Genomic DNA, 12,908 nt, shown 5'->3' on the forward strand with positions numbered 1-12,908 from the left:
ACCTCAGTAAAATAAGTCGATTTATCTATTTCATTCGTTTTTAGTAAAGGGAATTTATTATGTCAGATAGTCTTTCCTCTGACTCAGCTGAGCTAGATAGCACAGCTAACCTAACATTATTTCAGCAAGCACTTGCTGGCTCTCAAATGTTATTCGTTGCTTTTGGTGCATTGGTATTAATGCCTTTGATTACTGGTTTAGATCCAAATGTAGCGTTATTCACTGCCGGTATTGGTACATTATTGTTCCATTTTGTCACCAAAGGACAAGTACCGATTTTCCTCGCATCTAGCTTTGCGTTTATCGCTCCTATTGCCTATGGCGTTCAAACGTGGGGTATCGCATCAACTATGTCTGGTTTGTTTGCCGCTGGTGTGGTGTATATGTTGATGTCTTATGCAGTGAAGTTAAAAGGCGTCGGTTTTATTCATCGTTTATTACCACCTGTAGTAGTTGGCCCTGTGATCATGGTGATTGGCCTGGGGTTAGCGCCTGTTGCCGTCAATATGGCGTTAGGTAAAACCGGGGATGCAAGTGCGGTATTGATGGATCAAAATACCGCGATGATCATCTCTTTCTCTGCATTGGTGACCACTTTATTAGTGTCAACATTAGCTAAGGGCATCTTCAAACTAGTACCAATATTTTGTGGTGTATTAGTGGGCTATATTCTTGCTTTTTTGTTTGGTGTTGTAGATTTTAGTGCCATCAGTAACGCTGCTTGGTTAAGTGTGCCTAAGTTTGTTGCACCTGAGTGGAATTGGCATGCGGTATTATTCATGATACCTGTTGCTATTGCCCCAGCCGTTGAACATGTAGGGGATATTTTAGCGATCAGTAATGTTACCGGGAAAGATTACCTGAAAAAGCCAGGCTTACACCGCACTTTACTAGGGGACGGTATTGCAACTAGTGCTGCTTCATTATTTGGTGGACCGCCTAATACGACTTATTCAGAAGTAACCGGTGCAGTGATGCTAACGCGTAATTTTAACCCTAAAATCATGTGGTGGGCTGCTATTATTGCTATTTTATTGGCATTTGTAGGTAAATTCGGAGCTGTATTGCAAACTATTCCTGGTGCAGTAATGGGCGGTATCATGATGCTGTTATTTGGTACTATTGCTTCGGTAGGCCTGAATACCATGATTCGCCATCGTGTTGATTTATCACAACCACGTAACATGTGTATTGTTTCCGTTACCTTAGTGTTTGGTATCGGTGGTATGGCATTAGGTATTGGCTCATTTAGCTTACAGGGTGTAAGTTTGTGCGGTATTGTTGCTATTCTACTGAACCTATTTTTACCGCGTCATCGTCTATAAGTTTTGATTAACAAGGAGCTTCAATGCTCCTTGTTTCTCCCTTTATCATATTATTTAGTATAATATGCAGGTCATGAGCGAATCTTCTATTACTTCCCTATCAGGCCTGATTTTATCTCGTCAACAAGTCGAAACTACGAATGGTGTTAACCTGATATTTTGGTTAAGCACTGAACGTGGTCCATGCCGTATTGTTATTCCCCAACAACGTTATGTTTTTCTCATCGAACAAGCCCATTTAGAACAGGCTGAAGCGCTTTGGAAACAAGAAAATTGCTTCCCAGACTTTATTAGACCCATTGAGCTTAAAACCTTTAATGGGCAAAAAGTCTGTGCTATTTATACTGCTAAGCAACAACTCCATAAGTGGTGCCAACTCGCTTTAATGCAACAAGGTATTGCTACCTATGAAGGAGATATTAAATTAAGCGATCGTTTTTTAATGGAGCGTTTTATCTATGGTGTTGTGAAAGTGTCAGGTCAAATCGACTGGCTAGGATCTTATTGGTCCTGTCAGCAAGCGACTGTGTCGAGTGAAGCTAATGCTGAAGTCATTGAAGCCAATAGCCATTTAAGCATGGTTTCATTGGATGTGGAGTGTAGCCCACACAGTGAGTTATACAGCATCGCTTTAAGTATGGGTAATGTAGGAGAAGCACAGCAAGCACATCATACGGTATTGATGATAGGTCGTCCTCAAGCTGCCGATGATATTAATGTGTGCTGGGTTAAAGATGAACGGGCATTATTATTGGCGTTGATTCGTTGGTTTGAGCAATATGATCCTGATGCGATTATTGGTTGGGCTGTTGGCAACTTTGATATGCGTTTATTAGCCAAAAGGGCGCAGTTATTGAATGTCCCTTTAACCATTGGTCGTGATGGAAGTGCATTAAAGTGGTTAACGCATAGAGATGACCCTGAATCAGGCTCAGTAATCTTAAATGGTCGAGTCGTATTGGACGGTATAGATGCATTAAAGAATGCCAGTCTACACTTTGAAAGCTATAGTTTAGAGTATGTTAGTCAAAGTTTATTTGGGGAAGGGAAGTTGATCGCTAATAATAGCGATAAAGGCCTCGAAATTAAGCGTCAATTTGAACAAGAACCCTTAACATTAGCACGTTACAACCTACAAGATTGTTTGCTAGTAGAGCGTATTTTTGAACATAAACAACTCGCTGAATATACCATTCAACGAGCACGTTTGACGGGACTTGCTTTAGATAGACGTGGTGCATCAGTTGCCGCATTTATTAACCTGTATTTACCGTTATTACACCGCAGTGGTTACATTGCACCTAACTTAGGGGATGTACAAGCACAACACTCACCGGGTGGCTTTGTGATGGACTCGGTGCCTGGGTTATATCAATGGGTATTAGTTTTAGACTTTAAGTCTCTGTACCCTAATATCATGCGGAGTTTTAAAATAGATCCACTAGGGATGGTAGAAGGATTATTAGCACCTGAAAATGACACTATTCCGGGTTTTAGGGGGGCTAGATTTAGTCGAACAGCACATCATTTGCCTAAAATTATCAACACCTTAACTGCTGCGCGTGAGCAGGCTAAAAAAGAGAAAAACCATGCCTTTCAACATGCTATTAAGATTATTATGAATAGTATGTATGGTGTATTAGGCTCTGCCGGTTGTCGTTTTCATGATACCCGTTTAGCGAGTTCGATCACGTTACGTGGTCATCAAATAATGCAAGATACGGCTCAATTCATTGAAGCGCAGGGGCAGCAGGTTATTTATGGAGATACAGATTCTACATTTGTTTATTTAAAAAATTGTACTGATCAGCAGCAAGCGATGGAGATTGGGAAGCAATTAGCGACTGATATTAACCAATATTGGGAAGCTAGGCTACGCGAAGAGTTCGATTTAGATTGTTTCTTAGAGATTGAGTTTGAAACTGCTTTTTCGAAATTTTTTATGCCTACTTTACGTGGCCAAGATACGGGATCTAAAAAACGTTATGCAGGTTTAACTATGACCGATAAGGGCGAAGAGATAGTGTTTAAAGGGCTAGAAACGGTTCGCTCGGATTGGACTGAATTAGCGCAAAACTTTCAGAAGACGCTTTATAAAAAAATATTTTCAGAGCAGCCGGTAGAAGCTTATATCATGGAGACTATTGAGCAACTCAAGCAAGGTCAATTAGATGATAAGTTGGTCTACCATAAACGTTTACGTCGGCCCTTAGCTGATTATGTTAAGAATGTGCCTCCACAAGTTAAAGCTGCACGTTTAGCAGATCAGCAAAACGCCGCATTGGGGTTGCCATTGCGTTATCAGCAACGAGGCAGAATTGGGTATTTACTGACAGTTAATGGTCCTGAACCACAGGAATACCTACATTCAGATATTGATTATCAGCAATACATTGATAAACAATTAAAACCAATTGCAGAAGCTATTTTACCGGTATTAGGGAAGGATTTTAACTTAATAACGTCAGACCAAATGTCATTATTTTAATGGGAGTTTGAGTTAGCCATACTGTGATAGTAAGGCTAACGTAATAACTATAACTGGCTAATACGGAGCTGGATAAAGCTTTATGATCTCACTAATATCTGACAATGCTTGTTCAGAAAGCGGATCTTTAAAAGCTTCAATGTTTTCTTTTAGTTGCTTCATAGTGGTTGCACCAATGATCGTTGATGTTACACCGTCTACTTGGTCACACCATTTTAACGCTAACTGGGCGGTGGTGATGCCATTAGCTGTTGCAATCTCTTGGTAGGCTTTAATTGCTTGTTTACTGCTTTCTGTATCACGATATAAGCCATTGCGTTGCTGTAATGTCCAACGACTACCTTCAGGGCGTGCCCCGTCAAGGTATTTTCCACTTAGCATACCTGTTGCTAAAGGTGACCAAGGCAAATAAGCAATATCTTCATGCACACAATTCTCTATCAAGTATGGCCAATCTTTGGCATGTAATAAATTAAACTCATTTTGAATCGATACCATGCGTGGCAAGTTATGTTGCTCACTCAACTTTAAAAAGGTGTTTATTCCCCATGGTGTATCATCAGATAACCCACAGTGACGAATTTTACCAGCTTTTACGCACTTCTCTAAGCCTTGTAATACGTCCAACATGGATTCAGTTTGTTGTGTTGCATCACTGTCAGAAAACTTGAAATGGTTTGGTTGATGGCGACCAAAATGAGGCGATTGGCGGTTTGGCCAATGTAATTGATAAAGGTCGATATAATCGGTTTGTAAACGCTTTAAAGATGCCTCTACAGCACTGATAACAGCTTCTCCAGTAATGGGGCCACCATCTCTTACCCAAGGTAATCCTGGACCCGCAATTTTAGACGCAAGAATGATGTCTTGGCGTTGACTAGGGTTATTTTTTAAATAATGACCAATAATAGATTCTGTCTTACCGTATGTGTCGGCAGAGGGTGGCACTGCATACATCTCAGCGGTATCAATAAAATTAATATTTTGTGCTAAAGCATAAGCAATTTGTTGGTCTGCATCTTGTTGGTTGTTTTGTAACCCCCAAGTCATACTGCCTAAACAAATACGTGAAACTGACTCACCGCTACTACCTAAAGTTGAAAATTGCATATTCACCCTTTTTATCGTCTTATAAATAAGTGCTTAATGTAACTGCTTATACATGGATTGTATATTCTCTGTTATTAATCAATGTTATTTATATGTCCGACCACTTAGGGAGCTGGTGCTTAAAACTGTATTAAAATAATGCACTAATCGCATATTTTTTAATAAATAAATTTTTAGTTAATTTATTTTGAATATTTATATTGAATTTTTCGAATAATGAGTTAAAAAGAGAGTGTATGGTTATTTATTTAAAGTTGAATAAAGTCACCCATACCACACAATTTAAAAATTAATTTTTGTAGTTATATAAGCCGGTAATCGGCTCAGCAATACTGTCATGATTGGAGAACTAAAATGGCAAATAGTAATAGAAACTCTCTACAAACTGAAGACGACACACAAGATATGGTTGACTTTTTTTCTGAAGATGATTGGGATGAAGAGAACTCTTCAGTGAAAAAGAAACAAGCATTAATGAACGATAGAAAACGAGGCAAAGTACGCCGTAGCATTGAAGAAATTAAAGAAAGAAAACGTTTAAAAGAGTTGTTAGGTGATGATTACGACGATTTAGATTACCTAGATAGCTAAAGATATTTTATCTTTGTGGAGAAATAATTCTCTATGTTTTTATAAGGTAGTACAGAGCTATACTAGTTTTTTTATAGCTTATATTTTCTGTCACTAAAAGGTTGATGTTTACATTAACCTTTTTTTTTCGCCTATTTTTTGGCTTCACTTGCGTTTTATATAAGTGACGTAGCTTGAAAAGTTTGCTAACAAGGAAAATGATATCGATTCTCGTCGTTGAATAATAATTGACGAAGGTGATAAGATGTTTTTAAAGGTTAACATTATTAAAATCATTAGCATAACGCCGTTTTAAAGCGTATGTATTAATCTAGAAATATAAGTGAATTTACCGCTCTTATCCTAATAAAATGCTTAAGTAGTATAGTTATTGAGTGGGGGATTTATTTTCATCAAGATAACAAGGAGTTAATATGAAAGTATTAGCATTTGCAGCGAGTAATTCTGAAAATTCAATTAATCAAAAGTTAGCAGCGTACACTGCCAGCCTAATTTCTGATGCTGAAGTCGAGTTGCTTGATATAAATGATTATGAGATGCCAATTTACAGTATTCAGCGTGAAGTGAAACTAGGAAAGCCCCAACAAGCGTTAGACTTTTATGAAAAGATAACTGAAGCAGACGTCATTATTATCTCATTTGCAGAGCATAATGGCTCTTACACGGCTGCTTACAAAAACCTGTTTGATTGGACTTCTCGTATTGATATGAAGGTCTATCAGGATACACCTATGTTGATGTTATCCACCTCGCCGGGTCCGAGTGGAGCAGCATCTGTACTTGCTTCTGCAACAGGTTCTGCCTCTTACTTTGCGGCAGATGTGAAAGGCACATTATCAGTACCTAACTTTTTTGATGTGTTTGATATTGTGAGTAATAAAATGATCGATGAAAAAGTGCAAAATGCACTTATTTCGCTGGTGGCTAAATTAACCGACTAATCGTGCATAAACTGCTATTTATTTTACTGGCTACTATTTATGTTTTAGCCGTCTTTTATTTTCAATCAATTCAGTGGCTACCAAGTTGGTCACTGCTTTTTATGGCGGCGATTAATGTATTAAGTGTGGTTCTTTATGGGATGGATAAGTTAGCTGCCATTAAACAATGGCAAAGAACACCGGAGAAACACTTTCATTACTTAGCTTTGTTTTCTGGTTGGCCTGGCAGCCTAGCGGGACAAATGTTATTTAACCATAAAACGACTAAAGTTAGCTTTCGCCGATATTTTTATCTAATGATATTTTTCAATGTAGCTAGTACAGCGGCTTATATTTATTATATTAACCGCTAAATGTGAGCTGTTAATGCTATAGACAATCAACGATCTTTTGAAACTTGATAACTGACTTCTTAAAAGCTGGTTTTCACAAATTAGATTTCATCCGCTTCAAAAGCTTGATTTGCTTTATCGAATGCATCTTCCTCTTCAGTATCATTAAATAAATCATTTAGCTTTTGACTATTCTCATCCCAAAGTTGCTGACTTTTTTCCTTACTCTCATTCCATAGAGATTCACTAGAGGTTTTGCCATTTTCCCATAAATCTTCGCTGGTTTCTTTACCATCTTGCCATAGAGATTGTGTTTTTTCTTTGCTGCCTTCCCATGCTTCTAAGCTAGTTTCTTTGCTTTTTTGCCAAGCATCTTTACCTGATTCAATGCTTAGATTGAGTGCTTCTTGGCTAGTTTTTTTGCTTTTATTCCAAATTTCTTCGCTGGATTTTGTCACGTTATCCCATGAACTATCTTCAACAGTGCCTTTAGCTTTAGAAGCCGCAGCAGTGGCTCTTTCTAACAATGTCGGTTTTGCAGCACTGCTGTCTGTTATTGTGTCTTGCTGTGCTTCTATCACTGTTGGTTCAGTAGGCAACTCCTGTTCATTATCATTACAGGCACTAAGAAATAATAAAGTACTGGCGTAAAGTGCCGCTTTAGAGAGAGATAAATGATTCATAATTATTTCCTATTAGGCTATTAGTGAGTAACAAAGAGCTCACTAGTATATACGAAATGATATTTTAAAAGTTCTATTGAATGACTCAAAGAGACAATACCTATTTATTACTGATTTTTAAGGTAACGCGACTTAATGTTCATAGTCATGTTCTTCTAAATTCGTTTTAATTTGATCTGCATAAATAGACTACTGTCAGTTAATTTAGTTGCAAATATAGGGCGTTAAAGCTTGAATTGTTCTATTATATAAAATACTGTCTATAAAAACAGTTGGAGTCCATGTTGAAGTTATATATTGCTGAAAAACCAAGCCTAGGGAGAGCCGTTGCTGATGCCTTACCAAAACCCCATCGTAAAGCTGATGGGTGTATTTACGTCGGTAATGGGGATGTTGTAAGCTGGTGCATTGGACACCTTTTAACACAAGTTGATCCTGAAGCTTATGATGCGAGCTTTAAACAATGGAAGTTTGAGCATCTTCCGATTATCCCTGAACAGTGGAAGTTAAAGTCCGTTCCTAAAACCAGTAAGCAGCTGAGTGTGCTAAAGAAGTTAATTAAACAAGCCGATCAACTGGTACATGTCGGAGATCCTGATCGCGAAGGACAGTTATTAGTAGATGAAGTGATCCATTTTAGTGGAGTGAAAGGAGCTAAACTAAAGCAAGTTGAACGGTGTTTGATCAGTGATTTAACGGTTAATGCGGTGAAACGATCATTGCAATCATTACGCTCAAATCAAGACTTTATTCCATTATCAACTTCAGCATTAGCACGCACCCGTGCAGATTGGTTATACGGTTTAAACCTGACTCGTGCTTACACTTTATTAGCTCAAAAATCAGGCTATAAAGGCGTTATTTCGGTGGGGAGAGTTCAAACTCCATTACTAGGTTTGGTGGCTAAACGAGACCGTGAGATACAGCAGTTTGTCAGTAAACCCTTTTATGAAGTTTTAGCCCATTGTAATACAGGGGCTGGAGAAAACTTTACGGCAAAGTGGCAGCCTAGTGAAGCGTGTACCCCTTATCAAGATAGTGAAGGTCGCGTACTAGTGAGAGGCTTAGCTGAAAATGTAGCAAATCGCATTACAAATCAACCAGCCAAGGTCTTGAGTTTTGTGAATAAACAAAAAAAGCAAATTGCGCCATTACCCTATAATTTATCGAGCTTACAAATTGACGCAGCAAAGCGCTTTGGATACAGCGCACAACAAGTATTAGATGCTGCTCAAGCTCTTTATGAACGTTACAAGCTTATTACTTATCCGCGTTCAGATTCACGCTATTTACCACGTAATCATCATAAGCAAGCTAAAACTATCAGCCAAGCTATTATGCATAACGATACTGAGATGAAACAGGCTGTTCAAGGGGTAAATTTATCAATCAAAGGTAGAGCTTGGAATGACAGTAAAGTTGATGCTCATCACGCGATTATCCCAACGGATACAAAAAAACTAACTAGCACTTTAGACAATCTAAGCAAAAATATTTACCAGTTAGTGGTACGCCAATACCTATGTCAATTTTATGATGATTATCATTATGCAGAATGCATTGCAGAAATCGAGATTAACCAAGGTCTGTTTGTTAGTAAAGCAAAGTCTAAAATAAGTGATGGCTGGAAAATATTGTTTCCACACAAGGAAGCTGAAAGTTTTTTACCTCATTTAACTAAAGGGCAAGTTTTACACTGTGAACGTGGCGAAGTTATTGATAAAAACACCCAGCCGCCAGCATATTTTACTGATGCGACACTGCTTGCGGCAATGAGTAATATTGCTCGGTTTGTACAAGATCCTGACTTTAAAAAAGTATTAAAAGACACTGATGGTTTAGGGACGGAAGCGACTAGGGCTGGCATTATTGAATTATTGTTTAAAAAACTGTTTTTACAAAGAGTCGGTAAAACCATTCAAGCAACAGAAGTAGGGCGCAAGTTAATTGAAAGCCTACCAGATAGTTTAACGTTGCCTGATATGACCGCGTTATGGGAAATGCAGTTGAATGCGATAAGTCTCAAGCAGCAAACTTATCAGGGGTTTGTTTTACCACTTCAAGAGCAACTTGAAGGGGTTATTCATAAAGCAATTGCAGATGGTCCACAAGCTTTGGTTAATCTACCTAGTAGCTCAGTAAGCACTAAAAAAACCTTTAGAAAACGAGCAGGACGGCCGACTAAAAATACTGCTTATACAAAAAATAATTATAAAAAAGGCAAAGCTGCTTCGCGTAAATAATAAGACATTTTCGATATGACTAATGCAAACTGCTTACTATAGGTAACGTGGTCCAAGTAGCGTATCTACACCTCACATAAATCAGGTTTACCCAAATAATTGATCAATTATAAAGCACTTAAACCCAGTTAATTAATGTTAATTTATTACCCATTAGTGTAATATCTTTTTGCTGTAGATTGGTGTATGTGAATTATTAATGAACTTTACATCTTTGCAGGTTATTTCTGTTTGACTTTTTTGATTAAAGGTTGAATACCTCAATTGTTCTAAAGAAGTAGAGTTTATGAGTAGATGGTATGATAAACGCCCACAACTTGGTAAAGGGCTAGATCAATTTAAAGAGATGGAGCCTCAAGTACGTGAGCCTATTTTAAAAGCGATTATTCATTTGGTTGAACAGGAAGAGCCTAGTTTATTAAGTGATGAAAAGGCGAATGAATTCCGTTTAGATTCCGCTCGATTAAGGTGGTATGAGCATGATCCATATTGTTGGCTAGTTTTTAATATTTTAGAGTTTGCTAGCATTGCTATTTGGGAGTCTGTTGAAGACTTTTTGGAAGCTAGATTATCGCTAGCCGCTTAATTATTCGTTTTTATCTGATTCATCGTCAATCAGTGCACCAGCCGTATTAGCTTGATTGCACTTGATTTCTGCCTTTTTCTTTTGCGTTGTATAATGCTTTATCTGCTTTTTCAACTAAACGCTCCAGAGAGTCACCCTTCTGATACTCAGTGACACCAATACTAATAGTAATATTAATAAAGCAATTTAGTCTTTGTGAAAGGTAAGGGTTGGTTTCTATTTTTTTACGCAATTTTTCAGCTACCGAGATACTCTCATCTAATCCAGCTTTCGGTAATAAAATAACAAACTCTTCACCGCCATAACGTGCAAATAAATCATCCCCCCTTAATGCTTCTTGAGTTATTGTGACAAAATATTTTAATATTTTATCGCCGGTTATGTGTCCAAAATCGTCATTTACTTTTTTGAAGTGATCAATGTCAATTAATAACATAGAAAGGGGAGTATCAAGCTCATCAGAGGTTTTGAAAAATAGTCGTGATTGCTCGATTAAATAGTGACGATTAAAGGTATCTGTTAGGTTATCTTTATAAGCCACATCACGTAAAAGCTCTTTTGAATGTTCGATATTTTTTGTTCTTTCTTTAATTTGTCGTTCTAAACTTTCGTTTAATTCTCTTAGTGCTTTTGTTTTTTCTTCTATTTGAACGTTTAAACGTTTATTTAGTTTATTGAGAAGACTCTGACGGTATAAGAAAGATGCGATAATCAAAATTGTTACAATTAGCCCCCACCAGAGTAATCTGTAATCGAACTTTTCTATATACTTTATAGAACCACTGGTATCCATTATTTGTGCAATTTTTTCTTGCGATAGATTGTGGATTAACTTATTCATAATCGAGAGCAACGGTACTTGATCACTTCTAACCCCTATACCTAATTGCCTTTTTTGGTCAAATTTGCCACTGACTTTTAGTTGTCCTAAAAAGTGCTCTTGTAAAAAATAGGTCACGGCATCTAAGCCATCAATAAACCCATATAATTCTCCATCAGCAACTTTTTTCAAACCACTTTGAACATCATCAACATCAACTACAATGATATTGGGGTAGTTTTGGCGTATAAAATCTTGTTGTGCATAACCTTTAACCATACCTATTCTTTTATTGGCTAATAAATTGAAATTATTAACAAAAGGCATATGGTGCTGAGTTACTAAAACACGTGGGAAAACTAAATAAGGATCTGTAAAATTGAGGTATTGTTTTCTTTCCTCTGTTTCACCCGCTAACGAAAGTAGATCACAGGTTCTTTGCTTGGCTAATTCTATTGATTCCAACCAATTCTCCGTTGGTATTATTTCAAGAGGGATAGGAAGTTGCTCTCTAAAGATATCAATAAATGCCTTGTTTGTACCTATGTGTTGGCCATTACCGTCAAGGCCTTCAAAGGGCAGCCAATTAGGGTCAACACACATGGTTATTTTTTGCTTTTGTTTTAAATATGCTTGCTCTGAAGAGTTAAAAAATATGTAAGGAGTTTCTGCATCATAAATGAATTTATCATAATCAATACTACCTTCATTAATACCTAACACTTTGTATAGGTCAAAGCTTTTTTGTATTTTAGTCTTATCAATAACCCCGATTTTAGCTGTATTCAGATAGGCTAATTTTTTTAATGCGACCGCTTCAAAGGTGAGGGCTTCTTTAGTTAGATTTTGTTCATTGTATTTATCAAGTATGATTTGAACAGCTTCATCAATGTGAGAGAATGCATACTCCCACCCCCTTAGAGATGCTTTTCTAAAGGCTTTTGTGGCTGAGATATCTTCGGCTATAAAGTGCTCGCTGGTGTACAGGAAGTCACTATATAAATCAAAACCATCGTATTGTGGGGAAAAAATATTAAAGTCGACCCCTTTCTGTTGTAGATCGTAGGGCGCTTTAGAAATATACGCTGAAATAATATCAGTTTTTTTATTGATTAAATCTTCAATATTGTGCGAATGAGTAATTTGTTTTAAGTCAGTTAATTGCACATGGTTTGCATTTAGCATTGCCTTTATAGACACTTGTTTGGCATCTGCAACACTGGTCATGATCTTCTTTCCATTAAAATCAGCAAAGGTATTAATATTAGAAGCTTTAGTGGTGATTAATGTCAAAGGACTTGATTGAAATAAGGCAAACAGCACTACGATTTGTTTGTGTTTTGCTTTTTCTAAAATGAGGTTTTCTTTACCAACGGCAAAGTTAATCTCACCATTAATAATTTGTTGGACAGTATCTGACTGGCTTTCTATTGAGAACGGTTTTATAGAGACAGACAGTCCTTCTTGCCTGTAGAATCCTTTTTCTTTTGCCATGTAATATCCGGCAAACTGAAACTGTTCATACCACGATGTTTTTAATGTTACTTGTTTTAACTCTTCTGCAATTGAGAAGTGGCTAAAAAGTATAAAAAAGAACATGAATATCTTTATATTTTTAAACACTCATTAATTCCTTTTAATCTTTGACTCTACATACACATAATACATCTCTAAAAGCTAATTATAGCAGACATCTTCAAAGCAATATTTATTTTTGGAGATAAAATGAATAAATAATCATATTTTTATAGGTTAAAATGAATAATTATTTGATGTAGTTGAATTTGAT

Annotated in this window: 10 protein-coding genes; 7 read left to right on the top strand and 3 right to left on the bottom strand. The window is 37.0% G+C overall.

What is annotated here, in order from left to right:
* Positions 1-59: 59 nt before the first annotated feature.
* Entirely contained in the window at positions 60-1,325 is a 1,266-nt protein-coding gene (locus AC0L3W_RS02150; RefSeq protein ID WP_290038632.1) for a uracil-xanthine permease family protein, read from the top strand.
* A 73-nt stretch (positions 1,326-1,398) separates the two neighbouring features.
* Positions 1,399-3,813 carry a DNA polymerase II gene (locus AC0L3W_RS02155; protein WP_409439785.1) on the top strand — a complete coding sequence of 805 codons (2,415 nt, stop codon included), beginning with the start codon at positions 1,399-1,401 and terminating at the stop codon, positions 3,811-3,813.
* Positions 3,814-3,870: 57 nt separating this feature from the next.
* Here the strand turns inward: AC0L3W_RS02155 and AC0L3W_RS02160 are convergent, their stop codons facing one another.
* The gene (locus AC0L3W_RS02160) at positions 3,871-4,923 is read right to left on the bottom strand and encodes an aldo/keto reductase (RefSeq protein WP_409439784.1); all 1,053 of its coding nucleotides are present in this window, start codon (positions 4,921-4,923) and stop codon (positions 3,871-3,873) included.
* 354 nt (positions 4,924-5,277) lie between these two features.
* On the opposite strand from AC0L3W_RS02160, the gene AC0L3W_RS02165 reads away from it, so the two are divergent.
* The 3 genes from AC0L3W_RS02165 to AC0L3W_RS02175 all read left to right on the top strand — a co-directional run bounded on the left by AC0L3W_RS02165 (position 5,278) and on the right by AC0L3W_RS02175 (position 6,808).
* Complete coding sequence (locus AC0L3W_RS02165; protein ID WP_290038629.1) at positions 5,278-5,514, top strand: PA3496 family putative envelope integrity protein; 237 nt, start codon at positions 5,278-5,280, stop codon at positions 5,512-5,514.
* Positions 5,515-5,927: 413 nt separating this feature from the next.
* The gene (locus AC0L3W_RS02170) at positions 5,928-6,455 is read left to right on the top strand and encodes an NADPH-dependent FMN reductase (RefSeq protein WP_409439783.1); all 528 of its coding nucleotides are present in this window, start codon (positions 5,928-5,930) and stop codon (positions 6,453-6,455) included.
* A gap of 2 nt (positions 6,456-6,457) precedes the next feature.
* Positions 6,458-6,808 (top strand): DUF1294 domain-containing protein, encoded by a 351-nt coding sequence (locus AC0L3W_RS02175; RefSeq protein ID WP_290038627.1) that lies wholly within the window; start codon positions 6,458-6,460, stop codon positions 6,806-6,808.
* Between the two features lie 80 nt (positions 6,809-6,888).
* On the opposite strand, the gene AC0L3W_RS02180 is transcribed toward AC0L3W_RS02175, so the two are convergent.
* Entirely contained in the window at positions 6,889-7,470 is a 582-nt protein-coding gene (locus AC0L3W_RS02180) for a hypothetical protein (protein ID WP_409439782.1), read from the bottom strand.
* A 284-nt stretch (positions 7,471-7,754) separates the two neighbouring features.
* Here AC0L3W_RS02180 and AC0L3W_RS02185 point away from each other — a divergent pair, with 284 nt between their 5' ends.
* Both AC0L3W_RS02185 and AC0L3W_RS02190 read left to right on the top strand, forming a co-directional pair.
* Positions 7,755-9,713: a DNA topoisomerase III gene (locus tag AC0L3W_RS02185; RefSeq protein WP_473575048.1), complete on the top strand. Its 1,959-nt coding sequence runs from the start codon at positions 7,755-7,757 to the stop codon at positions 9,711-9,713.
* Between the two features lie 286 nt (positions 9,714-9,999).
* The gene (locus tag AC0L3W_RS02190) at positions 10,000-10,299 is read left to right on the top strand and encodes a hypothetical protein (protein ID WP_409439781.1); all 300 of its coding nucleotides are present in this window, start codon (positions 10,000-10,002) and stop codon (positions 10,297-10,299) included.
* Positions 10,300-10,345: 46 nt separating this feature from the next.
* Here the strand turns inward: AC0L3W_RS02190 and AC0L3W_RS02195 are convergent, their stop codons facing one another.
* The gene (locus AC0L3W_RS02195; RefSeq protein ID WP_409439780.1) at positions 10,346-12,742 is read right to left on the bottom strand and encodes a diguanylate cyclase; all 2,397 of its coding nucleotides are present in this window, start codon (positions 12,740-12,742) and stop codon (positions 10,346-10,348) included.
* Positions 12,743-12,908 lie beyond the last annotated feature (166 nt).

The organism is Psychromonas sp. KJ10-5, from assembly GCF_055808325.1.